Here is a 26,700-nt window from a genome sequence, read left to right as displayed (position 1 = left end):
ACCATGACCTTGAAAGAATTATTGGTAGGTTTCGGCACCCAGGTACGCAGTATCTGGATGATCGGCCTGCACGCGTTTGCCAAACGCGAAACCCGGATGTACCCGGAAGAGCCGGTATATCTGCCGCCGCGCTACCGTGGCCGTATCGTGCTGACGCGCGATCCGGACGGTTCGGAGCGCTGCGTTGCCTGTAACCTGTGTGCGGTAGCCTGTCCGGTCGGCTGTATCTCTCTGCAAAAAGCCGAGACGGTAGACGGTCGCTGGTACCCGGAGTTCTTCCGCATCAACTTCTCACGCTGCATCTTCTGCGGTCTGTGTGAAGAAGCGTGCCCGACCACGGCGATTCAGTTGACCCCGGACTTCGAGCTGGGCGAATACAAGCGTCAGGATCTGGTGTACGAAAAAGAGGATCTGCTGATTTCCGGTCCGGGCAAATACCCGGAATATAACTTCTACCGGATGGCGGGTATGGCAATCGACGGCAAAGATAAGGGCGAAGCAGAGAACGAAGCCAAGCCTATCGACGTCAAGAGCCTGTTACCGTAAGGAGAGGGGCAATGGAATTCGCTTTTTATATCTGTGGCCTGATCGCCATCCTGGCTACGCTGCGAGTGATTACGCACACCAACCCGGTGCATGCGCTGCTCTATTTAATCATTTCGCTGCTGGCCATCTCCGGGGTGTTCTTTGCGCTGGGCGCACACTTTGCGGGTGCGCTTGAAATCATCGTTTACGCCGGGGCCATTATGGTTCTGTTCGTCTTCGTGGTGATGATGCTGAACCTCGGCGGCTCGGAAATAGAACAGGAACGTCAATGGCTGAAACCGCAGGTGTGGATTGGCCCGGCAATTTTGTCGGCCATCATGCTGGCGGTGATCGTTTACGCCATTCTGGGCGTTAACGACCAGGGTATCGACGGTACGCCAATCAGCGCCAAAGCGGTGGGTATCACCCTGTTCGGGCCATACGTACTGGCGGTTGAACTGGCCTCGATGCTGCTGCTGGCAGGCCTGGTCGTGGCATTCCACGTCGGTCGCGAAGAGCGCGCTGGCGAGGTGCTGAGCAACCGCAAGGACGACAGCGCGAAAAGAAAAACGGAGGAACGCGCATGATCCCTTTACAACACGGACTGATCCTCGCAGCGATTTTATTCGTGCTGGGCTTAACCGGTCTGGTTATCCGCCGCAATCTGCTGTTTATGCTGATTGGCCTGGAGATCATGATCAACGCTGCCGCGCTGGCCTTTGTGGTCGCCGGTAGCTACTGGGGCCAGACCGATGGTCAGGTGATGTACATTCTCGCCATCAGCCTTGCGGCTGCCGAAGCGAGTATTGGCCTGGCGCTGTTACTGCAGCTCCACCGTCGCCGCCAGAACCTGAACATCGATTCAGTAAGTGAGTTGCGTGGATGAACATGCTTGCCTTAACCATTATTTTTCCGCTGATCGGCTTCCTGCTGCTGGCGTTTTCTCGCGGCCGCTGGTCTGAGAATCTGTCTGCAACCATCGGGATGGGCTCAATCGGTCTGGCTGCGCTGGTCACAGCGTATGCGGGTATCGACTTCTTTAGTAACGGACGTCAGGCCTACAGCGTGCCGCTGTGGACCTGGATGTCGGTCGGTGATTTCAACATCGGTTTCAACCTGGTGCTGGATGGTCTCTCTCTGACCATGCTCTCCGTGGTGACCGGCGTGGGCTTCCTGATCCACATGTTCGCCTCCTGGTATATGCGCGGTGAAGAGGGTTACTCCCGCTTCTTCGCCTACACCAACCTGTTTATCGCCAGCATGGTGGTTCTGGTGCTGGCCGATAACCTGCTGCTGATGTATCTCGGCTGGGAAGGCGTAGGTCTCTGTTCTTACCTGCTGATCGGTTTCTACTATACCGATCCGAAGAATGGCGCAGCGGCAATGAAAGCGTTCGTCGTGACCCGTGTGGGTGACGTCTTCCTCGCCTTCGCGCTGTTCATTCTCTACAACGAACTGGGCACGCTGAACTTCCGCGAAATGGTGGAACTGGCGCCAGCGCACTTCGAAGCAGGCAACAACATGCTGTGGTGGGCAACCCTGATGCTGCTGGGTGGTGCTGTGGGTAAATCCGCACAGCTGCCGTTGCAGACCTGGCTTGCTGACGCGATGGCGGGTCCAACCCCTGTCTCCGCGCTGATCCACGCCGCGACCATGGTGACCGCCGGTGTCTACCTGATTGCACGTACCCACGGTCTGTTCCTGATGACCCCGGAAATCCTGCATCTGGTGGGTATCGTAGGTGCGATAACGCTGGTGCTGGCAGGCTTTGCTGCGCTGGTGCAAACCGACATCAAACGCGTTCTCGCTTACTCCACCATGAGCCAGATCGGCTACATGTTCCTGGCACTGGGCGTCCAGGCGTGGGATGCGGCGATTTTCCATCTGATGACGCATGCGTTCTTTAAAGCGCTGCTGTTCCTCTCGTCCGGTTCGGTGATCCTCGCCTGCCACCACGAGCAGAACATCTTCAAGATGGGCGGTCTGCGCAAATCCATTCCGCTGGTTTACGTCTGCTTCCTGGTGGGCGGCGCGGCGCTGGCGGCACTGCCGCTGATCACCGCGGGCTTCTTCAGTAAGGACGAAATCCTTGCGGGCGCCATGGCAAATGGTCATATCAATCTGATGGTTGCGGGTCTGGTCGGTGCATTCATGACCTCTCTGTATACCTTCCGTATGATTTTCATCGTCTTCCACGGTAAAGAACAAATTCACGCTCACGCAGGGAAGGGGATCACCCACCACCTGCCGCTGATTGTGCTGCTGGTACTCTCCACCTTCGTTGGCGCGATGATTGTGCCACCGCTGCAGGGCGTACTGCCGGACACCACCGAGCTTGAGCACGGTCGCGTTCTGACGCTTGAAATCACCTCGGGTGTGGTCGCTATTGCGGGCATCCTGATTGCTGCATGGCTGTGGCTCGGTAAACGTACGCTGGTAACTGCCGTTGCCAACAGTGCGCCGGGCCGTCTGCTGGGCACCTGGTGGTACAACGCGTGGGGCTTCGACTGGCTGTACGACATGATCTTCGTGAAACCTTTCCTCGGCATTGCGTGGCTGATTAAACGCGATCCGCTGAACTCACTGATGAACACCCCAGCAATCCTCTCCCGCTTTGCAGGTAAAGGCCTGCTGTTCAGCGAGAACGGGTATCTGCGCTGGTATGTGGCGTCCATGAGCATCGGTGCGGTTGTGGTGCTGGCGCTGCTGATGGTGTTGCGTTGATCGTTAAGTGAATTTAATTCGAATTCGTTGAAAATCAGGCCCCTTCCGGGGGCCTTAAAAAGGAATGCAAATCGCCATGTTACTACCCTGGCTAATATTAATTCCCTTTATCGGTGGGTTCCTGTGCTGGCAGACCGAACGCTTTGGCGTGAAGATGCCGCGCTGGATTGCGCTGATCACCATGGGATTGACGCTTGCGCTTGGCCTGCAACTCTGGTTGCAGGGCGGCTACTCTCTGACCCAGTCCGCAGGTATTCCGCAGTGGCAGTCTGAATTCATTCTGCCGTGGATCCCGCGTTTTGGTATCACCATTCACCTGGCGATTGATGGTCTGTCGCTGCTGATGGTGGTGCTGACCGGTCTGCTCGGCGTTCTGGCGGTACTGTGCTCCTGGCGAGAAATCGAAAAATACCAGGGCTTCTTCCACCTGAACCTGATGTGGATCCTGGGCGGCGTTATCGGCGTGTTCCTTGCCATCGACATGTTCCTGTTCTTCTTCTTCTGGGAGATGATGCTGGTGCCGATGTACTTCCTGATCGCGCTGTGGGGCCATAAGGCGTCCGACGGTAAAACGCGTATCACGGCGGCAACCAAGTTCTTCATCTACACCCAGGCGAGTGGTCTGGTGATGTTGATTGCCATCCTGGCGCTGGTGTTCGTGCACTACAACGCAACTGGTGTCTGGACCTTCAACTATCAGGACCTGCTGAAGACCCCGATGTCCCACGGCGTTGAATACCTGCTGATGCTGGGCTTCTTCATCGCGTTTGCGGTGAAAATGCCGGTGGTGCCACTGCACGGCTGGCTGCCGGATGCACACTCTCAGGCACCAACGGCCGGTTCCGTTGACCTGGCGGGCATCCTGCTGAAAACGGCGGCCTACGGCCTGCTGCGTTTCGCCCTGCCGCTGTTCCCGAATGCCTCCGCAGAATTCGCCCCGATTGCCATGTGGCTCGGCGTGATCGGTATCTTCTACGGTGCCTGGATGGCCTTCACCCAGTACGACATCAAACGTCTGATTGCTTACACCTCCGTCTCCCACATGGGCTTCGTGCTGATTGCTATCTACACCGGTAGCCAGCTGGCGTACCAGGGCGCGGTGATCCAGATGATTGCTCACGGTCTGTCCGCAGCCGGTCTCTTCATCCTGTGCGGCCAGCTGTATGAACGTCTGCATACCCGTGACATGCGTCAGATGGGTGGCCTGTGGGGCAAAATGAAATGGCTGCCAGCGATGTCGATGTTCTTCGCGGTGGCTACCCTGGGGATGCCGGGCACCGGTAACTTCGTCGGCGAATTCATGATCCTGTTCGGCAGCTTCAAAGTGGTGCCGCTGATCACCGTGGTCTCTACCTTCGGTCTGGTGTTCGCTTCGGTTTACTCCCTGGCGATGCTGCACCGCGCTTACTTCGGTAAAGCGAAGAGTGAAATCGCTGCCAAAGAGCTGCCGGGGATGTCGCTGCGCGAGCTGTTCATCATCCTGCTGCTGGTCGTACTGCTGGTGCTGCTGGGCTTCTATCCGCAGCCGATTCTGGATACCTCGCACTCCGCGATGGGTAACATCCAGCAGTGGTTTGTTAATTCTGCTTCTACTACAAGGCCGTAAATCGCCATGACAATAACTCCACAACAACTGATTGCGCTGCTACCGCTGCTGATCGTCGGATTGACGGTGGTGGTTGTGATGCTCTCCATTGCGTGGCGACGCAATCACTTCCTGAATGCCACGCTGGCGGTTCTGGGTCTGAACGCTGCGTTAGTCTCCCTCTGGTTTGTTGGCCAGGCGGGCGCGATGGATGTCACTCCGCTGATGCGCGTTGACGGCTTCGCCATGCTGTACACCGGGCTGGTGCTGTTAGCCAGTCTGGCGACCTGTACCTTTGCTTACCCGTGGCTGGAAGGCTACAACGACAACAGAGAAGAGTTTTACCTGCTGGTTCTGATTGCTGCCCTCGGCGGTATTCTGCTGGCGAATGCGAACCATCTGGCGGCGCTGTTCCTCGGTATTGAGCTGATCTCTCTCCCGCTGTTCGGCCTGATCGGTTATGCCTTCCGTCAGAAGCGCTCTCTGGAAGCGAGTATCAAGTACACGATCCTGTCTGCTGCTGCGTCGTCCTTCCTGCTGTTCGGTATTGCGCTGATCTATGCTCAGTCCGGGAACCTCTCCTTCATGGCGCTCGGCAAGAGTCTCGGCGACGGCATGCTGCACGAGCCGCTGCTGCTGGCAGGTCTGGGCATGATGATTGTTGGCCTCGGATTTAAACTCTCTCTGGTGCCGTTCCACCTGTGGACGCCAGACGTTTACCAGGGCGCGCCGGCACCGGTATCCACCTTCCTGGCGACGGCGAGCAAAATCGCTATCTTTGGTGTGGTGATGCGTCTGTTCCTGTACGCACCGGTAGGCGAGAGCGAAGCGGTGCGTGTGGTGCTGGGTATTATTGCCTTTGTTTCCATCATCTTCGGTAACCTGATGGCGCTGAGCCAGACCAATATCAAGCGTCTGCTCGGTTACTCCTCCATCTCGCACCTGGGCTATCTGCTGGTGGCGCTGATTGCGCTGCAAAGCGGCTCTATGTCGATGGAAACCGTGGGCGTTTACCTGGCCGGTTATCTGTTCAGCAGCCTTGGCGCGTTCGGCGTGGTAAGCCTGATGTCCAGCCCGTACCGTGGCCCGGATGCGGATTCACTGTTCTCCTACCGTGGTCTGTTCTGGCACCGTCCGATCCTCTCTGCGGTGATGACGGTGATGATGCTCTCCCTGGCGGGTATCCCGATGACGCTCGGCTTTATCGGTAAGTTCTACGTGCTGGCCGTGGGTGTGCAGGCGGGTCTGTGGTGGCTGACGGCGGGTGTCGTTATTGGCTCTGCGATTGGTCTCTACTACTACCTGCGCGTTGCCGTGAGCCTGTACCTGAGCGCACCTCAGCAGCTCAACCGCGATGCGCCAGGTAACTGGCAGTACAGCGCCGGGGGTATTGTGGTGCTGATCTCTGCGCTGCTGGTACTGATCTTCGGTATCTATCCGCAGCCGCTGATTACCATCGTGCAGCACGCGATGCCGCTGATGTAGAAAACAAAAAACCCGCCTCGGCGGGTTTTTTTATGGTTTGCGCCCTCTCCCTGTGGGAGAGGGACGGGGTGAGGGCACCAGCCCGCAGCAGACTTAAGCCAGCTGCTTACGACTAATCAACGGCCCATCAATCTTCTTCGTTGAACGCTCCAGCACCTCTTCAATCACCGATGACAGCTCGTTCAGCTCGAACTTCGCCACATAGCCATCGGCTTTCACCTTACGGATATGGTCTTCGTTGGCGTTGCCGGACAGGGAAGAGTGGATCACCACCGGAATGTCTTTCAGGATCGCATCGGATTTGATTTTACGGGTCAGGGTAAAGCCGTCCATCTCCGGCATCTCGAGGTCGGTCAGCACCAGGGCGATCTTATCGGTGATCGGCACCCCTTCCGCCTGAGCTTGTGCCGCGAGAACGCCAATCTTTTCCCACGCCTCTTTGCCAGTGATATGCATCAGCGCCGGGATCGCCATCGCCTGCAAGCCTTTCTCCAGCATCGAGCGCGCCACTTTGGAGTCTTCCGCCACAATCGCCACGGCACCCAGCTTGATGTTGAACTGGGTGGTCTTCAGGTCGGTGGCATGCAGGTCGTGATTGGCCGGGGTGATGTCATACAGGATCTGCTCCACGTCCAGCACCATCGCCAGATCGTTGGTATCGGTCTTCTCGTCCAGACAGGCAATGCTGGTGATGTAGCGACCGCTGACCGCGGTTTCCGCCGCATGCACCTGCTTCCAGTCCAGTCGCATAATGTTCTCCACCGACTCGACGGCAAAAGCCTGCACGCTGCGGGCATACTCGGTGATCAGCAGAATGTTCAGACCCGTTGTCGGCTTGCAGCCTGCCACGGCGGCGAGGTCGATAACCGGGATCACCTGGTCACGAATATTAACCATCCCCATCAGGGGTGATTTCATGCCCGCCGGTTTGGTGAACGCTGGCATAGGCACAATCTCGCGAAGCTTAAAGACGTTGATGCCGAACAGCTCAGATTTGTTTTCGTTCATTGAGGTGCCGAGACGGAACAGCAACAGCTCAAAACGGTTCGACAGGGTCAGATTTGCCCTGTCATCAATGTCTTTCTGGAAATTATCCATTCTACCCTCGAGTGAAAAATACCTGCCTGTTAGGGGTTATCGGCAGACTCGGGGAAAACCAGAGCATTAAACACGCATCGCGGCAAAATCTTCTGCCAGCTGACAGTCGGCAAACAGGGCGCGGCACTCTGCCAGCAGCATGGTGCAGCCCTCTGCGTCATAGCGGGAGCTGACATGGGTAATGACCAGTTTCTTCACCTGCGCGTCGCAGGCAAGCCTGGCCGCCTGACGCGTTGAACTGTGACCGCGGCTGTTGGCCTTCTCCTCCATCGCGGCCTCAAGCGTGGCCTCATGCACCAAGAGATCGACACCCTGAGCCAGCGCGAGAGCGCTCTCGCAGGGAGCGGTATCGCCGAAAATAGCCAGCTTCTTGCCCGGGCGCGGTGGGGAGAGATAGTCTGCGCCATCGATCGTCCGTCCATCCTCGAGGGTAATGCGTTCCCCGCGCTTCAGTTGCTGGAACAGCGGGCCAAAAGGCACCCCGGCGGCAACCAGCGCCGCGCCATCGAGGGCGCCGGGTTTATCCTGCTCCTCAATGCGATAGCCGTAACACTCCACGGGGTGATTCATCGCCGCGGCGGTCACGGTATATGCCTCATCGCTGAACACCACCCCGGCGCTTATCTCGACAATCTCGAGGGGATAATCGGTCCAGGATCCGCTGATGCGCAGGCTGGTTTCGACAAACTCACGGATACCGGATGGGCCGTAAATGGTCAGCGGATGGATATTGCCCGCCATCGAGCGGCTGCACAGCAGCCCCGGCAGGCCAAAGAGGTGATCGCCATGCAGGTGGGTAATAAAGATTTTATCCAGCTTGCCGGGATGGCTGGCGGTGCGCAGCAACTGGTGCTGCGTCCCTTCGCCGCAGTCAAACATCCACAATCCGCCGCGGGTCGGGTGCTGTAAATCCAGCAGAATTGAGGTGACGTTGCGCGACCGGGTTGGCACGCCAGCGGATGTTCCTAAAAAAAGCAGCTCCATAATGTATTCAGCCTCTGTGCCGGGGACGAAAAGTCATTAGTATAACGGCTACCGACACGATAAGGAGACCCCGATGATCCAGTGGCAAGATCTGCACCATAGCGAGCTGACCGTTCCTGTTCTCTACGCTTTACTTCAGCTGCGCTGCGACGTCTTTGTGGTGGAACAAACCTGCCCTTACCAGGACATAGACGGCGACGACCTGGTGGGGGAGAACCGCCATATCCTCGGCTGGAAAGATAACCAGCTGGTGGCTTATGCGAGGATTCTGAAAAGCGACGACGATTTTTCCCCCGTTGTGATTGGCCGGGTGATTGTCAGCGGTCAGGCCCGGGGCGAAAAACTGGGCTATACCCTGATGGAGCAAACGCTGCGCTCCTGCGAAAAGCACTGGCCGAACAAGGCGTTATACCTGGGGGCTCAGGCGCATTTGCAGGCGTTTTATGCCCATTTTGGCTTTGCGCCAGTGACCGAAATCTACGATGAAGATGGCATCCCGCATATCGGAATGGCCAAAGAGACGGAACAAGCGTAGCAGGCAGAATCGGCAAGGATTGTCTATAGTTAGCGGACTGATGCAACCACAAGGAGAAAACTATGTCCTTCCAATCTTCGGAAACGCATGTTGATGATGATCTGACGCTGTTAAGTGAAACGCTGGAAGAAGTCCTTCGTTCTTCAGGCGATCCGGCCGATCAAAAGTACATTGAGCTGAAGGCGCGTGCCGAACAGGCGCTTCACGACGTGAAAACGCGCGTGAGCCATGCGTCGGATACTTACTATTATCGCGCTAAAAAAGCGGTCTATCGTGCAGACGATTATGTCCGTGAAAAGCCATGGCAGGGTATTGGAGTAGGTGCCGCCGCCGGTCTGGTGCTCGGTCTGCTGCTCGCCCGCCGTTAATTCAACACGCACGCTTCTCCCTGCCAAATCGTGGGTACTGCTTTTTCAGTCAACTACCCCGTATAATGTGAGGTTTTTGAGCCGGGAGAAGTTCGCGTGCACTCGATTTCCACCGCACTGGCAGGTCTTTGCCATCAGTTAGCAGACGATTTTCCTGATGCGCCTGGTCTGCATCACCTTGATGTCTCCTTTGCGCTCAACGACGCGTTTGACCCTCTCGCCTGGCTGAATGCCCAGCAGATTTTCCCTCAGTTTTACTGGCAGCAGCGTAACGGCGATGAAGAGTACGCCGCGCTGGGCGCGACGAAACACTTCTCCTCTCTCAACACTGCCCGCCAATTTTTACAGTGTTATCCGCAATGTCCTGACCTTCGGGCGGTGGGTATGAATGCGTTCGATCCGCACAAGGGCAACCTGTTCCTGCCGCGTCTGCTTTGGCAACGCCACGGCGGAACCGCGACGCTGCGGTTGATCCTCTGCAGCGCTACCTCGCTGAAAAACGATGCGCAATGCGCGCGCGAATTCATAGGCTCCCTCCAGGAGAGTCAGCCCGTTGACGCCGTTATCCAGCCGGTAGTGAGCGAAACCCACCGGCCTGAGAAATCCGGCTGGCTGGCGTTGGTCACCCGGGCAACCGACGCCATTGCCCGGGGCGAGTTCGACAAAGTGGTGCTGGCCCGGGCAACGGATCTGCAGTTCAAACTGTCGGTTAATCCTGCCGCCCTGATGGCCGCCAGCCGCCGGGTGAATTTCCAGTGCTACCACTTCTTTATTCGTTTTGATGCGACTCATGCCTTTCTCGGTTCGTCGCCGGAACGGCTGTGGCGGCGACGCGGAACCTTGCTGCGCACCGAGGCGCTGGCCGGTACGGTCGCCAGCCATCCTGATGATACCCAGGCCGCCCGCCTGGGCGACTGGCTGATGAATGACGATAAAAACCAGCGGGAAAATATGCTGGTGGTCGAGGATATCTGTCAGCGCCTGCAGCGCGATGGCGGGGTGCTTGACGTCCTGCCGCCGCAAATCGTGCGCTTGCGTAAGGTTCAGCATCTGCGCCGCTGCATCTGGACGGCGCTGCAACAGCCGGACGATGAACAGTGCCTGATGCGGTTGCAACCTACCGCGGCCGTTGCCGGTCTGCCGCGACATATTGCGTGGGAGTTTATCGCCCGCAATGAGCCTTTCGATCGGGAGTGGTATGCCGGTTCTGCCGGATATCTGTCATTAGCGCAAAGCGAGTTCTGCGTGGCGTTACGCTCGGCAAGCGTGCAGGGGAGCAGCGTGCGCCTGTACGCCGGCGCGGGAATTGTGAGTGGTTCCGACCCTGAACAGGAGTGGCAGGAGATTGAAAATAAAGCCGCCGGACTGCGCTCTCTGCTCCTAAAGGATTAATACTGAGTCGTACTTACCCGATTCATATCAAAATTACATCTTTTTCTATTATTTATACTACGTCGTAATATTGATACCGGACAATTCCATGTCAGTGAGTTCCTTTAACCGGCGCTGGGCGGCGGTGATCCTTGAAGCCCTGACCCGCCATGGCGTCAGGCACGTTTGCATCGCACCCGGTTCGCGTTCAACGCCACTGACCCTGGCTGCTGCGGAGAACCGCGCCTTTATTCATCACACCCACTTTGATGAGCGCGGTCTTGGGCATCTGGCGCTGGGGCTGGCGAAAGCCAGTAACGTCCCGGTGGCGGTGATTGTCACCTCCGGTACGGCGGTGGCGAACCTCTATCCGGCGCTGATTGAGGCCGGGCTGACCGGCGAAAAACTGGTCCTGCTGACGGCGGATCGTCCCCCGGAGCTGATCGACTGTGGCGCAAACCAGGCCATTCGCCAGCCGGGGCTTTTTGCCTCTCACCCCACGGAAACGCTCGCCCTGCCGCGCCCGACCCGGGATATCCCCGCCCGCTGGCTGGTCTCCACGGTGGATAACGCCCTTGGTGCCCTGCGTGCGGGCGCGCTGCACATTAACTGTCCCTTTGCCGAGCCGCTGTATGGCGAAATGGACGAAACCGATCTTGCCTGGCAGCAGGCGCTGGGCGACTGGTGGCAGAGCGATAAACCCTGGCTGAGCGCCCCGGCAGAACTCTCAAGCCCTAAACAGCGCGACTGGTTCTTCTGGCGGCAAAAACGCGGCGTGGTGCTCGCGGGCAGGATGAGCGCGGCGGAAGGTAAAAAGGTGGCGGAGTGGGCAAAAACCCTCGGCTGGCCGCTGATTGGCGACGTGCTCTCCCAGACCGGGCAGCCGCTGCCGTGCGCCGATCTGTGGCTTGGCAATGCGAAAGCCGTCACCGAGCTGGAGCAGGCGCAGATTGTGGTCCAGCTGGGCGGCAGTCTGACGGGGAAACGGCTGCTGCAGTGGCAGGCCACCTGCACGCCGGAAGAGTACTGGCTGGTGGACCCGCGGGAAGGTCGGCTGGATCCAGCCCACCATCGCGGCCGTCGGCTGGTGTCGAATGTGGCCGACTGGCTGGAACTGCATCCGGCGGAAAAACGTGCCCCCTGGGCCGCGGCTATCCCGGAGCTCTCCCGTCAGGCCTGGCAATTGACGGCGCAACACAGCGAAGAATTTGGCGAGGCGCAGCTGGCGCACCAGATTCGTCGCTATTTGCCCGAGCAGGGGCAGCTGTTTGTCGGCAACAGTCTGGTGGTGCGACTGATTGATGCGCTTTCCCGCCTGCCGGCAGGCTATCCGGTGTTCAGTAACCGTGGCGCCAGCGGCATTGACGGGCTGATCTCCACCGCAGCCGGCGTCCAGCGAGCCAACGCCCGGCCGACGCTGGCGATCGTTGGCGATCTGTCGGCGCTGTACGATCTCAACGCTCTGGCGCTGTTACGCCAGGCCTCGGCGCCCTTTGTGCTGCTGGTGATTAACAATAACGGCGGGCAGATTTTCTCCCTGCTGCCGACACCCCAGAGTGAGCGGGAGCGCTTCTATCTGATGCCGCAGAACGTGCAGTTTGAACATGCCGCGGCGATGTTCAGCCTCCGCTATCAGCGCCCGACGAACTGGGCCGAGCTGGAGAGCGCCCTGAATACGGCGTGGAGCAAACCTCGCGCCACGCTTATCGAAGTGATGGTCAACGACAGCGACGGCGCGCAGATGCTGCAGAGCCTGCTGGCGCAGGTAAGCCATCTATGATCCTGCAAGGGACGCCCTGCGCCGGTGCGCCAGGAAAACCCTGGCTGGTGTTCCTGCACGGATTTTCCGGCGATCGCCGTGAATGGCTGCAGGCGGGAGAGAGGCTGGGTGATTACCCCCGGCTGTATCTCGATCTGCCGGGCCACGGTGAATCGGCGTCCATTGCGGTGAGCGGATTCAGCGACCTGAGCGATCTGCTGAATCGCACCCTTGTTAGTTACAACATACTCAATTATTGGCTGCTGGGGTACTCTCTCGGCGGCCGCATTGCGATGTATCACGCCTGCCAGCGCCCAACAGGGCTGCAGGGGCTGATTGTTGAAGGGGCGCATCCGGGGTTACGAGATGACCAGGAAAAAGCAAGCCGCCGCGCCTCAGATGCCCAATGGGCCGCGCGTTTTCGGCATGAACCCTTAGAAGCGGTGTTTGCCGACTGGTATCAACAGCCGGTCTTCGCGTCGTTAACCGACCTGCAGCGTCAGGCGCTGGTGGCCCTGCGCAGCCGCAACAACGGCACGACCCTCGCCGCGATGTTGCAGGCGACCTCTCTGGCCGAACAACCCGATTTACGGCCTGCGCTCGCTGAGTGCGTAATCCCTTTTTTTTACCTGTATGGCGAGCGGGATGAGAAGTTCAGGGCGATTGCCCGGGAACTGCCCGCGACAGGCCATCAAATTTCCCATGCCGGACATAACGCCCATCGGGAAAACCCCGATGCGGTGGCCGAGCGTCTGGCCCAGATACTCCGTCTACCCATAAAGGACACTCTATGATCTACCCTGATGAAAACATGCTCTACGCACCGGTGGAATGGCAGGACTGCTCCGAAGGTTACACCGACATTCGTTACCACAAATCGGCGGACGGGATCGCCAAAATCACCATCAACCGTCCCGAAGTGCGTAACGCGTTTCGTCCGGTCACCGTCAAGGAGATGATCAATGCTCTGGCGGATGCCCGTTACGACGACAACATCGGCGTGATTGTTCTCACCGGGGAAGGCGAAAAAGCGTTCTGCGCCGGGGGCGATCAGAAAGTGCGTGGCGACTACGGCGGATACCAGGATGACTCCGGCGTGCATCACCTGAACGTCCTCGACTTCCAGCGCCAGATCCGCACCTGCCCGAAACCGGTAGTGGCGATGGTTGCTGGTTTCTCCATCGGCGGGGGGCACGTGCTGCACATGATGTGCGACCTGACGATTGCCGCAGAGAACGCCATCTTCGGCCAGACCGGCCCGAAAGTCGGCTCCTTCGACGGCGGCTGGGGCGCGTCCTACATGGCCCGCATCGTCGGTCAGAAAAAAGCGCGTGAGATCTGGTTCCTGTGCCGTCAATACAACGCTCAGGAAGCGCTGGATATGGGCCTGGTTAACACCGTGGTGCCGATTGCCGACCTCGAAAAAGAGACCGTGCGCTGGTGTCGTGAGATGCTGCAAAACAGTCCGATGGCGCTGCGCTGCCTGAAGGCGGCGCTGAACGCCGACTGCGACGGCCAGGCCGGGCTGCAGGAGCTGGCGGGCAATGCCACCATGCTGTTCTACATGACCGAAGAGGGTCAGGAAGGACGCAACGCCTTCAACGAGAAGCGCCAGCCGGACTTCAGTAAATACAAACGGAATCCGTAATGCGCAGCGTACAGATCTACCGCTGGCAGCTACCGATGGACGCGGGTGTGGTGCTGCGCGAACGGCGGTTAAAAACCCGCGACGGTCTGTTCGTTCATCTGCAGCAGGGCGATCGGCACGGGTGGGGAGAAATCTCCCCTCTGCCGGGCTTCAGCCGCGAATCGCTGGAGGAGGCCGAAGCCGCCCTGCGGGCGTGGACTCTCGCCTGGCGCGACGGCGAAGCGCCTCTGCTGCCTGGTCTGCCTGCGGTGGACTTTGGCCTCAGCTGCGCGCTGGCGGAGCTGGACGGTTCCCTGCCGGAAGAGGCGGATTATCGCGCGGCCCCGCTTTGCACCGGGGATCCTGACGAACTTTTTGCCGTGCTCGCCGCTATACCGGGCGAAAAGGTGGCGAAGATCAAGGTGGGTCTGTACGAAGCGGTGCGCGACGGGATGGTGGCGAATCTGCTGCTGGAGGCTATCCCGGATCTGCGTCTGCGCCTGGATGCCAACCGCGCCTGGACCCCGCTGAAAGCGCAGCAGTTCGCGAAGTACGTTAACCCGGCCTACCGGGACCGCATTGCCTTTCTCGAGGAGCCCTGCAAAACGCGGGCGGACTCGCTGGCATTTGCCCGGGAGACAGGGATCGCCATCGCCTGGGATGAAAGCCTGCGTGAAGACGATTTTGAATGGATTGCCCAACCGGGCGTTCGCGCGGTGGTGATCAAACCCACCCTCACCGGCAGTATCGCGAAGGTGCGCGAGCAGGTAGAAGCGGCTCATGCCCTTGGGCTGACGGCGGTGATCAGCTCCTCGATTGAGTCGAGCCTCGGCCTGACCCAGCTGGCGCGGATTGCCGCGCAGTTCACGCCGGGCACCGTTCCCGGCCTGGATACCCTGAACCTGATGCAGGCGCAGTTACTGCGGCCCTGGCCAGGCAACTCCTTGCCGTGTCGGGATCGCGAGGCGCTGGAGCCGCTGCTATGACCTTTTCCGACTGGCCGTGGCGGCACTGGTGCGCGCGTAAGGCTGAACACCAGGCGCTGCGGCTTAACGGCGAATGCCTGACCTGGCGCGAACTCTGCCAGCGTATCGATGCGTTGGCGAGCGGTTTTGTCCTGCAGGGGGTAAGGGAAGGGGATGGGGTAATGCTGCAGGCGCATAATCATCCCGACACGTTGCTGGCGTGGCTGGCGCTATTGCAGTGCGGGGCGCGGATCCTGCCGGTGAACCCGCAGCTGCCGCGTTCCGTTGTGGAGATCCTGCTCCCGCCCCTGACGCTGCGCTTTGCGCTGGTGCTTAACGGCGAGGGCGGTTATGCCAGCCTGTCTGCCCTGAAAATGGATCGGCATAAGGGGAGTACTGGCGCGGCCTGGCAGCCTGAACGACTGGCGACCATGACCTTAACTTCGGGTTCGACGGGGCTGCCGAAAGCGGCGGTGCACACCTGTGCTGCGCACCTTGCCAGCGCTGAAGGCGTGCTGGCCCTTCTGCCCTACGCCGGGGAGGACGACTGGCTGCTCTCCCTGCCGCTGTTCCATGTCTCCGGACAGGGGATCCTGTGGCGCTGGTTGCTGGCGGGCGCCCGCCTGACCGTGTTTGAAAAACAACCTCTGGAGCAGATGCTGCAGGGCTGTACCCATGCCTCGCTGGTGCCGACGCAGCTCTGGCGCCTGCTCAACGGTGAGGAAAAGGTGGCGCTAAAAGCGGTGCTGCTGGGCGGCGCGGCGATCCCGGGGGAGTTAACCCTGCGGGCTGCCAGCCGGGGCATTCGCAGCTGGTGCGGCTATGGTCTGACGGAGTTTGCCTCCACGGTCTGCGCCAAAGAGGCGGATGGCCAGACGGATGTCGGCTATCCGCTGCCGGGCCGGGAAGTGAAGCTAGTGGAGGGGGAAGTGTGGTTAAAGGCCGCCAGCATGGCCAGCGGCTACTGGCGTGATGGCCAGCTTGTCCCCGTCGCCAATGCGCAAGGCTGGTTCGCCACCCGCGATCGCGGTGAGATAGTGGACGGACGGCTGACGATCCTCGGTCGCATGGATAACCTCTTTTTCAGCGGCGGAGAGGGGATCCAGCCGGAAGAGCTGGAGCGGGTGATCGGCACCCATCCTCAGGTCAGTCAGGTGTATGTCGTTCCCCTCGATGACGTCGAGTTTGGACAGCGGCCCGTAGCGGTCGTCGAGTGCGAAGCGGGAGTGGATATCGCGCAACTGCCACTCTGGGTCGGCGATAAGCTGGCACGCTTTCAGCAGCCGGTGCACTGGCTGGTCCTCCCGGCCGAACTGAAAAACGGCGGGATTAAGATCTCCCGACGCGCTTTGCAACAGTGGGTATATCAGTCGTTGAAAGGTTGATTTGCGAGCCTGCTCGGGAAAGGAAATCAACACGCTTACCAGCAGCGCGCGCTGTGCTATTTTCCGGCGAAAGGAACTGGCGCAAGGGAAAATATGCACAGCCCATCAACACCTACGCCGCATGATGCGGTCTTTCGTCATATTCTGTCGCAGCCGGAAACGGCGCGTGATTTTTTAGCGATTCACTTGCCTGAAAAATTACGCGCGCTCTGTGATTTATCGTCGTTGCGGCTGGAGTCGGGCAGCTTTGTCGAAGAGGATCTTCGTCTCAGTTACGCCGATCTCCTCTGGTCCGTTAATACCGCTTCCGGCGAGGGGTATATTTATGTGCTGATCGAGCATCAAAGCTCCCCGGATCGGCATATGGCCTTTCGCCTGATGCGTTACGCGATTGCCGCCATGCAGCGACATCTCGACAAAGGGCATCGTGAACTGCCGCTGGTGATCCCTCTGCTGTTTTATCATGGCCGGATTTCGCCTTATCCCTGGTCGCTGCGCTGGCTCGACGGCTTTCAGGTGCCTGAGCAGGCCGAATCCCTCTACACAGGGCCCTTTCCCCTGATTGACATCACCTGCCTGCCCGACGAAAGCATCATGCAACACCGCCGGATTGCGATGCTGGAACTGCTGCAAAAGCATGTCCGACAGCGGGACATGCTGGAACTCCATGAGCAACTGGTCAGGCTGTTGGCGCTGGGATACACTGGCAACGCCCAGCTCAAAACGTTGCTCAACTATCTTCTCAAGGCCGGTCATACCGCCGATCCCGCAGCGTTTTTGCAGGCATTAGCAAACAGGACTAAGGATCATCAGCATAAGGAGACGTTAATGAATATTGCGCAATATCTCCGGGAAGAGGGCATGGCCCAGGGATTAAATCAGGGGCTGAGTCAGGGCAGAGCGGAAGGCATCGAACAGGAGGCGCTTCGCATCGCGAAGGTGATGCTGGAAAAGGGCCTGCCGCCGGAGACTGTCACTCAACTGACCGGGCTGGCACCCGAGATTGTCGAGCAGGCCAGTCATTAATCCTGCAACAAAAAACGGGAGCCTGAGCTCCCGTTCTGTTTTTACTTCTCTTCGGCTAAGCGCATCAGCGCTGCCTGAACCCCCGCCCCGTAGTCAGGATGAACCTCGCTGAACAGGGCAATCTGGCGCGCCTGAATAAATGCCGGCACATCCCGCATATCCCCGGCGATACGTGCAAACATCCGCTGGTGCTCTTCCGGGCTCAGCAGTTCAAACAGCTTGCGCGGCTGGCTGAAGTAGTCAGTATCCTCACGATGATTCCAGTGGTCAGCGGCACCCTCAAGCGACAACGGCGGCTCGCTGAAGTCCGGCTGTTCCTGGAAGAGACCAAAGCTGTTTGGCTCATAGGTAGCACCGTTGCCGCTGTTGCCATCCACACGCATCGCGCCGTCGCGATGGTAGTTATGGAACGGACAGCGCGGGGCGTTCACCGGGATCTGATGATGGTTAACGCCTAAACGGTAGCGGTGGGCATCGCCGTAGGAGAAGAGGCGACCCTGCAGCATGCGATCCGGTGAGAAGCCAATCCCCGGCACCACGTTAGCAGGCGACATCGCCACCTGCTCAACTTCCGCAAAGTAGTTATCCGGGTTACGGTTCAGCTCCAGCACGCCCACTTCCATCAGCGGATAGTCGCCGTGCGGCCAGACCTTGGTCAGATCGAAGGGGTTGTACGGCACCTTCGCAGCATCGCTTTCTGGCATGATCTGCACGTAAAACGTCCAGCGTGGGAAATCGCCTTTTTCGATAGAGGTAAAGAGATCGCGCTGGGAACTCTCACGATCTTCTGCGACCAGGCGTTTGGCTTCATCATCCTGCAGGTTAGCAATACCCTGTTGGGACTTGAGGTGGAATTTCACCCAGAAGCGTTCGTTGTTGTGGTTAATAAAGCTAAAGGCGTGGCTACCAAAGCCGTGCATGGTGCGATAGGAGCACGGCAGGCCGCGATCGCTGAAGTCAATGGTGAGCTGGTGCAGCGTTTCCGGCAGTTGAGAGAAGAAATCCCATTTGTAAGTCGGATTACGCAGGTTGGTACGCGGATCGCGTTTTACCACGTGATTGAGATCCGGGAACTTCAGCGGATCGCGCAGGTAGAAGACGGGCGTGTTATTTCCGACCAGATCCCAGTTGCCTTCTTCGGTATAAAACTTGATGGAAAAGCCGCGGATATCGCGTTCTGCATCGGCGGCGCCGCGTTCACCGGCAACGGTAGAGAAGCGCACAAAGAGATCGGTTTTTTTACCGACGGCGGAGAACAGCTTCGCCCGGCTAAAGGCGGTGATATCCTGGGTCACGGTAAAGGTACCGTAGGCGCCTGAACCTTTGGCGTGCATCCGACGTTCAGGGATCACTTCCCGGTCGAAATGCGCCAGTTTTTCCAGGAACCAGACATCCTGCAGCAGCATCGGTCCACGTGGGCCCGCTGTAGCAACATTATTGTTATGAACCACGGGGCAGCCGGAGGCGGTGGTTAAACCTTTCTTGCTCATGTTTTCTCCCTGATGTGTGAGTATTGGTCTTTAAATTTCCGTTTTGAGCGAAAGATAATCTAAAGAAGTTAGTCAGGGCGGGTATTGATCGGACGCAACCAAAGCGGGCGTAAAGTGTTTCTCAGAATTTAACATTGTTAAAACCTGTAAGTATCAACTCGTTACAATCTAATTTTTTTATTACATCACCTCAGCGTTGATCCCGGGCCGACTCACGTTAAAATCACGCGTTTTTGGAATTTATCTCAATAATTGTGCGGGATCACGACAATGAAAAAAGTGGCATTACTGGGCCTTGGCGGCCTGATGTTCGTTTCTGCGGCAGCAAACGCAATTTCCATCAGCGGCCAGGCCGGTGAGGACTACACCAACGTTGGCGTCGGTTTTGGCACGGAAACGTCGGGCCTGTTTGCGACCGGCAACTGGACCAATAACGACGATGAGGGTGACGTGGCCAGCGTCGGACTGGGCCTGAACGTGCCTCTCGGTCCGTTCCTCGCCACCGTGGGCGGGAAAGGTATCTACACCCACCCGAAAGACAGCGATGAAGGCTATGCGGCAGCAGTAGGCGGCGGCCTGCAGTGGAAAATTGGCAACAGCTTTGGTCTGTTTGGCGAGTATTACTACTCCCCGGACTCCCTCTCGAGCGGTATCGATAGCTACGAAGAGGCCAATGCCGGTGCGCGCTGGACCATCATGCGCCCGATCACCATCGAGGCGGGCTACCGTTACCTGAACCTGGCGGGCAAAGACGGCAACCGTGACAATGCGATTGCCGATGGCCCGTACGTGGGCGTGAGCGCAGGCTTCTGATCCCCCCGGCGCGGCGTCTGCCGCGCCTGTTTCCCTCTTCCCCCCACAGCCGATTGCGTTATAGTGTTTTCACCACAAATGCGGGAGAACACAATGATAAACGTGGAGATGCTGTCCACTGGCGATGAAGTACTGCATGGACAAATCACTGATACCAATGCGGCCTGGCTGGCGGATATTTTCTTTGAGCAGGGATTACCGTTAACGCGGCGTAACACGGTGGGCGACTCGCTGGAGGCGCTGGTCAACGTTCTGCGTGAGCGAAGCGAACAGGCAGATGTGCTGATTGTGAACGGTGGCCTCGGCCCTACCAGCGACGATCTGAGCGCGCTGGCCGCCGCCACGGCGAAAGGCGAAGCGCTGGTGCTGCACACCGAGTGGCTCAGCCATATGGAGCGGTTCTTCAGCGATCGCGGCAAGGTGATGGCCCCCAGCAACCGCAAGCAGGCAGAAATTCCGGCCAGCGCGGAGTTGGTTGATAACCCGGTCGGCACCGCCTGCGGCTTTGCCGTTCAGCTTAATCGCTGCCTGATGTTCTTCACCCCCGGCGTCCCGTCTGAATTCAAGGTGATGGTGGAAAAAGAGATCCTGCCGCGTCTGCGTCAGCGTTTTACCTTTCCCGAACCGCCAATCTGTTTGCGTCTCACCACCTTTGGCCGCTCGGAGAGTGACCTGGCCCAGAGCCTCGATCACCTGACGTTGCCGCCAGGTGTGACCATGGGCTATCGCTCCTCGATGCCGATTATCGAACTGAAATTAACCGGTCCGGCAACCGAGAAGGCCGCAATGCTGGCCCTGTGGCCTGAGGTGCAGCGCGTGGCGGGTGAGAACCTGATCTTCGAAGGCACCGAAGGGCTCCCGGCGCAAATCGCCCGCGATCTGCAGGCCCGCCAACTGAGCCTGACCCTCAGCGAGCAATTTACCGGTGGCCTGCTGGCGTTACAACTCTCCCGGGTAAGCGCTCCATTGCTGGCCAGCGAGGTAGTACCTTCTCAGGAAGAGACCCTGGCGCAAACTGCCCACTGGGTGGCCGAGCGGCGTGTGAAACATTTTGCCGGTCTGGCACTGGCAGTGTCGGGTGCGGAAGAGGATCATCTCAACTTTGCCCTGGCTACCCCGGAAGGCACCCACGCCCTGCGGGTGAAAATGAGCACAACGCGCTACAGCCTGGCAGTCCGTCAGGAGGTCTGCGCCATGATGGCACTGAACATGCTGCGCCGCTGGCTGAACGATAAGCCGGTGGCCAGCGAGCATGGCTGGATCAACGTCGTCGAATCGCTGTTCGTTGAGTAAAACCTGTGCCGGGGCCTTTCCCCGGCGCTGTTCAGCCCAGCGCCTTCGCCAGCAGGGTAATCGGATGTTCACAGCGCTTGCTGGTGGACATCTCAATCTGCCACTTGCAGGTTTCGCAGTCGGTCACCACGATATCGGCGCCGCTCTCTTCAATCTGGCGGAACAGCGGGGCGCCAATCGCCTGTGACGTTTCGTAGTTTTCACGCTTAAAACCGTAGGTTCCCGCAATACCGCAGCAGCGTGAGTCCAGCACCGTTAGCTCCAGCCCCGGAATCAACCGCAGCAGTTCAAGCGTATAGAGCGACCAGCCCATTTTCTCCATATGACAGGGTGTGTGATACACCACTTTCAGGGGCAATTTCCCCAGCGGCAACGTCTGCCCGCTATCCAGTTTGCGCCACAGATAACGCGTCGCCAGCTCGATGTGTTCGCGCAGCCCGGTATTATCCACGTCCAGCAGATGCGGGTACTCATCGCGCAGGGTGAAGGTGCAGGTGGACGAGGTTGCCAGCACTGGAATACCTTTGTCGACAATAGCCACCCTCAGCGACGCGACGTTGCTTTTGGCCTGCCTGCGCGCTTTATCGGTAAACCCGTTGGCAATCAGCGGTACGCCACAGCACTTCTCTTTATTCAGTAACTGAACGCCTGTTCCCATGGCGTTAAGCACCTTCAGCAGATCTTTACCCAGCTGCGGGTGGTTGTAATTCACATAGCAGCCGTGGAAAAAGGCCACCTGGTCAGCATACTTCGCCTGCTCCGTCGCGACGGACTTGTACCAACGGCGGAAAGTGCCGTGAGAATATTTGGGCAGACTGCGGTGATGGTCTATCTTCAGCGTGGCATCCAGCAGCTGGCGCACCGGTTTGAGAGAGGTCGCAGCATTCACCAGCGGGGCAAACGGCGTCGACAGGCTCCCCATCAGGTCAGTGTGGCTCAGAATAGCGTCCCGCAAGGACGGTTTTTGCCTGCTATAGCGCGCCCGGGCGCGCTGGATGATATCGCCGATCTTGACATCGGACGGACAGGCCACCTCACAGCGTTTACAGTTAATGCAGTATTTCAGCGCCTCGTCGTACAGTTTGCCGTCCTTCAGGCGCAGACGCTCGCCGTCCGGTCCGGCCTGTTTCGGACCAGGATAGCGCGGATTTACGCCGCTGACCGGACAGACGGTGGTACACACCGTGCATTTGATGCAGCTTTCAAAACGGGTATCGTTCATCGTTCAGCCTCCGTGCGCTGGCTAATCTGCTCTGCGACATACAGTGCCGTCACGGCGCAGACGCCGCCACCGCATCCCTGGGCGACAGGATCGTATCCGCCCAGCAGCGAGCCGATGGCAAAGAGATTACTGACTGGCTTACCGGCAAGTTGCGGATGTAGCTGATTATCGGCAATCACGCCGAACTGTTGCCAGGGCTGCGGCGAGAAGAAATCACTCTGATACCAGTCCGCGCGGGAGGCGCTTTGCCGCACATCCAGCCCCATAATGGCTTCCCGGATGCCATCCCGGCTGCTCAGCAGTCCGTTACTGAAGAAACTGCCGCTTGCCAGCACCGTATAGCGGGCAAGAAGCGGAATATCATCGTGATTGCGCGTCCAGATTTCACTTATCGCGCCGTCCGTCAGCGTCATTTTCTTCACTTCATCCCCCGCCATCCAGACGCCACCCTGCGCAACAAATTTGCGCTGCAGCTGGGTATGCAGGCGAATGCCGGGTACGGAAGGGGGCAGCGTTGGCAGCAGACCGAGAGTGCAGGGCAGACGAGCCGAGAGCCAGCGCCAGAGGCGGTTGTCGCGTAAGCCAAAGCAGGCGGGCATCAACAGCGCGTCACAGCTTTCGCCGAGCGGCCTGAGCGCGTCATACAGCAGCGACCATTTATCTTCGTTATCAAGGAAGCGGGCGATATTCACCGCGCGAAACTCGCTCGGGTTGTCGCGCAGAACATCCAGCTCGGGCAGCTCTATCTCTGCCGTTTCGGCATTAACCCCCTGACGGCAAAGTGACGCCGCCGCAAGATGGGGCTGAAAATCCAGAAAACCGCTGATACCCACGACCCGCACGCGCCCGGCACTGAACGGGGCAACGGGCACCTCCTCCGGACTGAGCCAGGCAGAGCGCAGGGTGCCGAGCGGCGTGACGCGCTGATGATTTTGCCTGGCGCTCCCCTTAAGGTGTGCGCCGCAGTCCGCCAGTAGCGCTTCGGCTTCCAGCGCAAAGCGGTCAATATGCTGCGCGCCAGTCAGGTGATAGGGGTGCTCTGGCGGCAGTTGATCGCGGTACGCTTCGTCTATCAGATCCAGCGAGCCCGACGAGAAGTGCAGGGCGCTCTGGCCCCGGGTGATAATGGCGCAGCGCAGCCCCTGCTTTGTGAGTTTGATGCCACAGAGCAGGCCCGCCAGTCCGCCGCCGACAATCACGGTATCAAATTTCATCCTGTTGCTCCTTTTCAAGACCGCACAGCCCCTGGTAGACCCAGCGGGTAAACTCGCTTTCACGCAGGGCATCACCCCAGGCGACAGGCTGAATGCCCTTCCAGCGCTCGTTTAAAAATGCGCTAAGCTGATCGAGCGACTGGGTGGCGGTAGTGGTATGAAAACGTTGCAGCAGCCCGGCGGCACGACAGGCGCAGAGCTCGCCCTGGCAGGTCCCCATTCCGACGCGGGTGCGGCGGCGGAGGTCGAGCAGGCTATTGACCGTCAGGTTCTCCACCGCGTATTGCACTTCCCCGGCGGTAACGGCTTCACACTCGCATACCAGACTGCGGCTCAGCCGCCCTTCACCCAGCCAGACCGGCGTTCTGTCGCCATGGCGATAGATGGCCGACCCGCGCAGAGGGGCCGGCAGAGAGATAATTTTTTGTAGAGTCTTTTCGGTGGATTGCCGCGATCCGGGCAGAGGCTGTTCTGCCGTCACGCACGATTGGGTACTGCCCAGTTTGTGGCAGACGGCATCGGTTGCCCACTCGGCCATCAGACGGTAGGTCATCAGCTTGCCACCGGTGATAGTGATAAACCCGTCCAGACCGTCACGCGCGGCATGGTCGAGCAGCACAATGCCACGGCTGACGCTACGCCCGCTCGGGTCGTTGTCGCTGGCGACCAGCGGACGCACGCCCGCGTAGGCGCGCAGAATACGCGTCTGCGCCATCACCGGCGCCAGTTTTTCCCCTTCACGCAGCAGGATGTCGACCTCTTCGGCGGTCACGCGGTTGTAATCAATCTCGCTGTAGTCCACATGGGTTGAGGTTGTACCAATTAACGAAATAGTATCGCCCGGGACGAGGATATCGGCGTCAGAGGGTGTGCGGCAGCGGTTGATCACGTGGTTATTGATGCGGTGGTCGAGGATCAGCAGCGAGCCTTTCGCCGGGAACATGCGCACCGACAGGTCGGCGTATTCCGCAATGCGCTGCCCCCAGATCCCCGCCGCGTTGACCACGACGGCGGCATACAGCTCGCCGTGTTCATTGTATTGCGTGTTAAACACCCGCACGCCGCAGATGCGATTACCTTCCCGGATAAGCCCGGTCACGTCGTGCCCGGTGAGGATACGCGCGCCATGCTCGCGGGCGTCCAGCATATTGGCGGCGGTCAGGCGGAACGGATCGACGGTGCCGTCAGGGACTTTTACCGCGCCGATAAGCGCCGGGTTAACCGAAGGTTCCAGCCGCCGCGCCCGCGCCGGGTCCATGGCCTCAGCCTGAATGCCAGCTGCATGACAGGCGGTGATAAAGGTATCCTGAAAGGCGAGATCATCCTCGGGAAGGGTGATAAAAAGGCCGTCGGTCGGTTCAATGCAGTGGCGGGCTATACGCCTGAGGATCTGGTTTTCAGCAATACATTCGCGCGCGGATTCATCGTCGGTGACCGCATACCGCGCGCCGCTGTGCAGCAGGCCGTGGTTACGCCCGGTTGCGCCTGTCGCAATATCATGGCGCTCCAGAAGCGTGACGCTTAAGCCGCGAAGGGCGCAATCGCGTGCGATCCCGGCGCCGGTAGCGCCACCACCAATGATTATCACATCGCTGAACCGAGGATCGTGAATGGTCATTGTCATCCCTCTGTGTTCGTTTTTTTATCATTTAGCCACACTAAAACTGTGGTTTGTTTGATTTCGAGCACAAACGAGCGATATTCGAAAGTGAAACGTGATTTCATGAGCTTTTTTGCGCATTCTGTCATATTTCTGTAACAATCTGTGCGTTGATTCACAGTAACAATCACTGAGATTTCTTAACATCGCGGCCTCGCTGGAGTCGGGGGCAGTTAAGCCCCTGTAAATTCAATACCTGGCCACGGAGGCTGTTATGCTCAGTATCTTCAAACCTGCGCCACATCGGGCGCGTCTGCCAGAGGCAGAAATTGATCCGCTATACCGCCGTCTGCGTTGGCAAATCTTCCTGGGGATCTTCTTCGGGTACGCGGCGTATTACCTTGTGCGTAAAAACTTTGCGCTTGCCATGCCGTATCTGGTGGAGCAGGGCTTTTCCCGTGGCGATCTGGGGTTCGCGCTGTCAGGGATCTCTATCGCCTACGGTTTTTCCAAATTCATTATGGGTTCAGTGTCCGATCGCTCGAATCCGCGCGTCTTCCTGCCTGCCGGTCTGATCCTGGCGGCAGCGGTCATGCTGTTTATGGGCTTTGTGCCGTGGGCAACCTCCAGCATTGCCGTCATGTTCGTCCTGCTGTTCCTCTGCGGCTGGTTCCAGGGGATGGGATGGCCGCCATGCGGACGTACCATGGTGCACTGGTGGTCGCAGAAAGAGCGTGGCGGTATCGTGTCGGTGTGGAACTGCGCGCATAACGTAGGGGGCGGTCTTCCGCCTCTGCTGTTCCTGCTGGGGATGGCCTGGTTCAACGACTGGCACGCTGCCCTTTATATGCCAGCCTTTGGTGCCATTGTGGTGGCGATTATTGCCTTTGCCCTGATGCGCGACACGCCGCAATCCTGCGGCCTGCCGCCGATTGAAGAGTACAAAAATGACTATCCGGATGATTACAGTGAGAAGCACGAAGAAGAGCTGACGGCAAAACAGATCTTCATGAAGTACGTGCTGCCCAACAAACTGCTGTGGTACATCGCGGTGGCGAACGTGTTCGTTTATCTGCTGCGCTACGGCATTCTGGACTGGTCCCCGACTTACCTGAAAGAGGTGAAGCACTTCGCGCTGGATAAATCCTCCTGGGCCTACTTCCTGTATGAATACGCCGGGATCCCGGGCACGCTGATTTGCGGCTGGATGTCGGACAAGGTGTTCAAAGGTAACCGCGGTGCGACGGGCGTCTTCTTTATGACCCTGGTGACCATCGCCACCGTCGTGTACTGGCTCAACCCGCCGGGCAACCCGGGTGTGGATATGGCCTGCATGATCGTCATCGGCTTCCTGATTTATGGTCCGGTTATGCTGATCGGTCTGCATGCCCTGGAACTGGCACCGAAAAAAGCGGCAGGCACGGCGGCAGGCTTTACCGGTCTGTTCGGCTATCTGGGTGGGTCGGTCGCAGCGAGCGCCATCGTGGGCTATACCGTTGACTTCTTCGGCTGGGATGGCGGCTTTATGGTGATGATCGGCGGAAGCGTACTGGCGGTACTGCTGCTGATTGTCGTGATGATCGGTGAGAAACGTCATCACGCGGAAGTGCTGGCACGTCGTCAATAAGGAA

Annotated in this window: 24 protein-coding genes; 18 read left to right on the top strand and 6 right to left on the bottom strand. The window is 58.8% G+C overall.

Annotated features, from left to right (window positions below):
* The first annotated feature begins 3 nt into the window (after positions 1 to 3).
* The 6 genes from nuoI (at position 4) to nuoN (ending at position 6,319) form a co-directional block, all read left to right on the top strand.
* On the top strand, positions 4 to 546 hold the full coding sequence (gene nuoI / locus G7090_RS15945) for an NADH-quinone oxidoreductase subunit NuoI (RefSeq protein WP_003861491.1): 543 nt from the start codon (positions 4 to 6) through the stop codon (positions 544 to 546).
* Positions 547 to 557: 11 nt separating this feature from the next.
* A complete protein-coding gene (gene nuoJ / locus G7090_RS15940; protein WP_106996022.1) occupies positions 558 to 1,112 on the top strand; it encodes an NADH-quinone oxidoreductase subunit J in 555 nt (184 codons plus the stop codon).
* Entirely contained in the window at positions 1,109 to 1,411 is a 303-nt protein-coding gene (nuoK, locus tag G7090_RS15935; protein WP_032612773.1) for an NADH-quinone oxidoreductase subunit NuoK, read from the top strand. The genes nuoJ and nuoK overlap by 4 nt, the downstream gene beginning before the upstream one ends.
* Positions 1,408 to 3,249, top strand: coding sequence for an NADH-quinone oxidoreductase subunit L (gene nuoL / locus G7090_RS15930; RefSeq protein ID WP_166183045.1), 1,842 nt, complete (start codon positions 1,408 to 1,410; stop codon positions 3,247 to 3,249). The genes nuoK and nuoL overlap by 4 nt, the downstream gene beginning before the upstream one ends.
* Positions 3,250 to 3,325: 76 nt before the next feature.
* Positions 3,326 to 4,855, top strand: coding sequence for an NADH-quinone oxidoreductase subunit M (gene nuoM, locus G7090_RS15925; protein ID WP_106996020.1), 1,530 nt, complete (start codon positions 3,326 to 3,328; stop codon positions 4,853 to 4,855).
* 6 nt (positions 4,856 to 4,861) lie between these two features.
* A complete protein-coding gene (gene nuoN / locus G7090_RS15920; RefSeq protein ID WP_106996019.1) occupies positions 4,862 to 6,319 on the top strand; it encodes an NADH-quinone oxidoreductase subunit NuoN in 1,458 nt (485 codons plus the stop codon).
* A gap of 93 nt (positions 6,320 to 6,412) precedes the next feature.
* Here nuoN and G7090_RS15915 read toward each other — a convergent pair whose 3' ends face one another.
* Positions 6,413 to 7,417 carry a chemotaxis protein gene (locus G7090_RS15915; RefSeq protein WP_166183044.1) on the bottom strand — a complete coding sequence of 335 codons (1,005 nt, stop codon included), beginning with the start codon at positions 7,415 to 7,417 and terminating at the stop codon, positions 6,413 to 6,415.
* Positions 7,418 to 7,483: 66 nt separating this feature from the next.
* On the bottom strand, positions 7,484 to 8,401 hold the full coding sequence (gene rnz, locus G7090_RS15910; RefSeq protein WP_166183043.1) for a ribonuclease Z: 918 nt from the start codon (positions 8,399 to 8,401) through the stop codon (positions 7,484 to 7,486).
* A gap of 73 nt (positions 8,402 to 8,474) precedes the next feature.
* Between rnz and G7090_RS15905 the strand changes: the two genes are divergently transcribed.
* From G7090_RS15905 to G7090_RS15865, 9 genes are all read left to right on the top strand, one after another.
* Complete coding sequence (locus tag G7090_RS15905; RefSeq protein WP_166183042.1) at positions 8,475 to 8,936, top strand: GNAT family N-acetyltransferase; 462 nt, start codon at positions 8,475 to 8,477, stop codon at positions 8,934 to 8,936.
* Positions 8,937 to 8,998: 62 nt separating this feature from the next.
* On the top strand, positions 8,999 to 9,304 hold the full coding sequence (gene elaB / locus G7090_RS15900) for a stress response protein ElaB (protein WP_106995417.1): 306 nt from the start codon (positions 8,999 to 9,001) through the stop codon (positions 9,302 to 9,304).
* 96 nt (positions 9,305 to 9,400) lie between these two features.
* Entirely contained in the window at positions 9,401 to 10,696 is a 1,296-nt protein-coding gene (menF, locus tag G7090_RS15895) for an isochorismate synthase MenF (protein ID WP_166183041.1), read from the top strand.
* 88 nt (positions 10,697 to 10,784) lie between these two features.
* On the top strand, positions 10,785 to 12,455 hold the full coding sequence (gene menD / locus G7090_RS15890; protein ID WP_166183040.1) for a 2-succinyl-5-enolpyruvyl-6-hydroxy-3-cyclohexene-1-carboxylic-acid synthase: 1,671 nt from the start codon (positions 10,785 to 10,787) through the stop codon (positions 12,453 to 12,455).
* Complete coding sequence (gene menH, locus G7090_RS15885) at positions 12,452 to 13,228, top strand: 2-succinyl-6-hydroxy-2,4-cyclohexadiene-1-carboxylate synthase (protein WP_166183039.1); 777 nt, start codon at positions 12,452 to 12,454, stop codon at positions 13,226 to 13,228. The genes menD and menH overlap by 4 nt, the downstream gene beginning before the upstream one ends.
* Positions 13,225 to 14,082: a 1,4-dihydroxy-2-naphthoyl-CoA synthase gene (gene menB / locus G7090_RS15880; RefSeq protein ID WP_106995413.1), complete on the top strand. Its 858-nt coding sequence runs from the start codon at positions 13,225 to 13,227 to the stop codon at positions 14,080 to 14,082. Before menH ends, menB begins: the two co-directional genes overlap by 4 nt.
* On the top strand, positions 14,082 to 15,047 hold the full coding sequence (gene menC / locus G7090_RS15875) for an o-succinylbenzoate synthase (protein ID WP_166183038.1): 966 nt from the start codon (positions 14,082 to 14,084) through the stop codon (positions 15,045 to 15,047). The genes menB and menC overlap by 1 nt, the downstream gene beginning before the upstream one ends.
* On the top strand, positions 15,044 to 16,411 hold the full coding sequence (gene menE / locus G7090_RS15870; RefSeq protein ID WP_166183037.1) for an o-succinylbenzoate--CoA ligase: 1,368 nt from the start codon (positions 15,044 to 15,046) through the stop codon (positions 16,409 to 16,411). Before menC ends, menE begins: the two co-directional genes overlap by 4 nt.
* A gap of 93 nt (positions 16,412 to 16,504) precedes the next feature.
* The gene (locus G7090_RS15865; RefSeq protein ID WP_166183036.1) at positions 16,505 to 17,437 is read left to right on the top strand and encodes an Rpn family recombination-promoting nuclease/putative transposase; all 933 of its coding nucleotides are present in this window, start codon (positions 16,505 to 16,507) and stop codon (positions 17,435 to 17,437) included.
* Positions 17,438 to 17,478: 41 nt separating this feature from the next.
* On the opposite strand, the gene G7090_RS15860 is transcribed toward G7090_RS15865, so the two are convergent.
* Positions 17,479 to 18,927, bottom strand: a complete 1,449-nt coding sequence (locus tag G7090_RS15860) for a catalase (RefSeq protein WP_166183035.1) — start codon at positions 18,925 to 18,927, stop codon at positions 17,479 to 17,481.
* A 270-nt stretch (positions 18,928 to 19,197) separates the two neighbouring features.
* On the opposite strand from G7090_RS15860, the gene G7090_RS15855 reads away from it, so the two are divergent.
* Positions 19,198 to 19,740 (top strand): YfaZ family outer membrane protein, encoded by a 543-nt coding sequence (locus tag G7090_RS15855; protein ID WP_106995409.1) that lies wholly within the window; start codon positions 19,198 to 19,200, stop codon positions 19,738 to 19,740.
* A 93-nt stretch (positions 19,741 to 19,833) separates the two neighbouring features.
* On the top strand, positions 19,834 to 21,033 hold the full coding sequence (locus G7090_RS15850; RefSeq protein WP_166183034.1) for a nicotinamide mononucleotide deamidase-related protein YfaY: 1,200 nt from the start codon (positions 19,834 to 19,836) through the stop codon (positions 21,031 to 21,033).
* Between the two features lie 31 nt (positions 21,034 to 21,064).
* Here G7090_RS15850 and glpC read toward each other — a convergent pair whose 3' ends face one another.
* The 3 genes from glpC to glpA are packed head-to-tail and all read right to left on the bottom strand — an operon-like array spanning position 21,065 to position 25,087.
* On the bottom strand, positions 21,065 to 22,255 hold the full coding sequence (gene glpC / locus G7090_RS15845; RefSeq protein WP_166183033.1) for an anaerobic glycerol-3-phosphate dehydrogenase subunit GlpC: 1,191 nt from the start codon (positions 22,253 to 22,255) through the stop codon (positions 21,065 to 21,067).
* Positions 22,252 to 23,469, bottom strand: a complete 1,218-nt coding sequence (glpB, locus tag G7090_RS15840; RefSeq protein ID WP_166183032.1) for a glycerol-3-phosphate dehydrogenase subunit GlpB — start codon at positions 23,467 to 23,469, stop codon at positions 22,252 to 22,254. The genes glpC and glpB overlap by 4 nt, the downstream gene beginning before the upstream one ends.
* Positions 23,459 to 25,087, bottom strand: coding sequence for an anaerobic glycerol-3-phosphate dehydrogenase subunit A (gene glpA, locus G7090_RS15835; protein WP_166183031.1), 1,629 nt, complete (start codon positions 25,085 to 25,087; stop codon positions 23,459 to 23,461). The genes glpB and glpA overlap by 11 nt, the downstream gene beginning before the upstream one ends.
* 256 nt (positions 25,088 to 25,343) lie before the next feature.
* Between glpA and glpT the strand changes: the two genes are divergently transcribed.
* The gene (glpT, locus tag G7090_RS15830; protein ID WP_166183030.1) at positions 25,344 to 26,696 is read left to right on the top strand and encodes a glycerol-3-phosphate transporter; all 1,353 of its coding nucleotides are present in this window, start codon (positions 25,344 to 25,346) and stop codon (positions 26,694 to 26,696) included.
* The last annotated feature ends 4 nt before the right edge of the window (positions 26,697 to 26,700 follow it).

It is taken from the genome of Leclercia sp. 29361, assembly GCF_011290365.1.
GTDB lineage: Bacteria > Pseudomonadota > Gammaproteobacteria > Enterobacterales > Enterobacteriaceae > Enterobacter > Enterobacter tamurae.
This window is presented reverse-complemented; position numbering and strand designations above follow the sequence as displayed.

Coding starts and splice junctions, on each gene's coding strand:
- nuoI (WP_003861491.1), top strand. CDS start 4: ATGACCTTGAAAGAATTATTGGTAGGTTTCGGCACCCAGGTACGCAGT.
- nuoJ (WP_106996022.1), top strand. CDS start 558: ATGGAATTCGCTTTTTATATCTGTGGCCTGATCGCCATCCTGGCTACG.
- nuoK (WP_032612773.1), top strand. CDS start 1,109: ATGATCCCTTTACAACACGGACTGATCCTCGCAGCGATTTTATTCGTG.
- nuoL (WP_166183045.1), top strand. CDS start 1,408: ATGAACATGCTTGCCTTAACCATTATTTTTCCGCTGATCGGCTTCCTG.
- nuoM (WP_106996020.1), top strand. CDS start 3,326: ATGTTACTACCCTGGCTAATATTAATTCCCTTTATCGGTGGGTTCCTG.
- nuoN (WP_106996019.1), top strand. CDS start 4,862: ATGACAATAACTCCACAACAACTGATTGCGCTGCTACCGCTGCTGATC.
- G7090_RS15915 (WP_166183044.1), bottom strand. CDS start 7,417: ATGGATAATTTCCAGAAAGACATTGATGACAGGGCAAATCTGACCCTG.
- rnz (WP_166183043.1), bottom strand. CDS start 8,401: ATGGAGCTGCTTTTTTTAGGAACATCCGCTGGCGTGCCAACCCGGTCG.
- G7090_RS15905 (WP_166183042.1), top strand. CDS start 8,475: ATGATCCAGTGGCAAGATCTGCACCATAGCGAGCTGACCGTTCCTGTT.
- elaB (WP_106995417.1), top strand. CDS start 8,999: ATGTCCTTCCAATCTTCGGAAACGCATGTTGATGATGATCTGACGCTG.
- menD (WP_166183040.1), top strand. CDS start 10,785: ATGTCAGTGAGTTCCTTTAACCGGCGCTGGGCGGCGGTGATCCTTGAA.
- menH (WP_166183039.1), top strand. CDS start 12,452: ATGATCCTGCAAGGGACGCCCTGCGCCGGTGCGCCAGGAAAACCCTGG.
- menB (WP_106995413.1), top strand. CDS start 13,225: ATGATCTACCCTGATGAAAACATGCTCTACGCACCGGTGGAATGGCAG.
- menC (WP_166183038.1), top strand. CDS start 14,082: ATGCGCAGCGTACAGATCTACCGCTGGCAGCTACCGATGGACGCGGGT.
- menE (WP_166183037.1), top strand. CDS start 15,044: ATGACCTTTTCCGACTGGCCGTGGCGGCACTGGTGCGCGCGTAAGGCT.
- G7090_RS15865 (WP_166183036.1), top strand. CDS start 16,505: ATGCACAGCCCATCAACACCTACGCCGCATGATGCGGTCTTTCGTCAT.
- G7090_RS15860 (WP_166183035.1), bottom strand. CDS start 18,927: ATGAGCAAGAAAGGTTTAACCACCGCCTCCGGCTGCCCCGTGGTTCAT.
- G7090_RS15855 (WP_106995409.1), top strand. CDS start 19,198: ATGAAAAAAGTGGCATTACTGGGCCTTGGCGGCCTGATGTTCGTTTCT.
- G7090_RS15850 (WP_166183034.1), top strand. CDS start 19,834: ATGATAAACGTGGAGATGCTGTCCACTGGCGATGAAGTACTGCATGGA.
- glpC (WP_166183033.1), bottom strand. CDS start 22,255: ATGAACGATACCCGTTTTGAAAGCTGCATCAAATGCACGGTGTGTACC.
- glpB (WP_166183032.1), bottom strand. CDS start 23,469: ATGAAATTTGATACCGTGATTGTCGGCGGCGGACTGGCGGGCCTGCTC.
- glpA (WP_166183031.1), bottom strand. CDS start 25,087: ATGACCATTCACGATCCTCGGTTCAGCGATGTGATAATCATTGGTGGT.
- glpT (WP_166183030.1), top strand. CDS start 25,344: ATGCTCAGTATCTTCAAACCTGCGCCACATCGGGCGCGTCTGCCAGAG.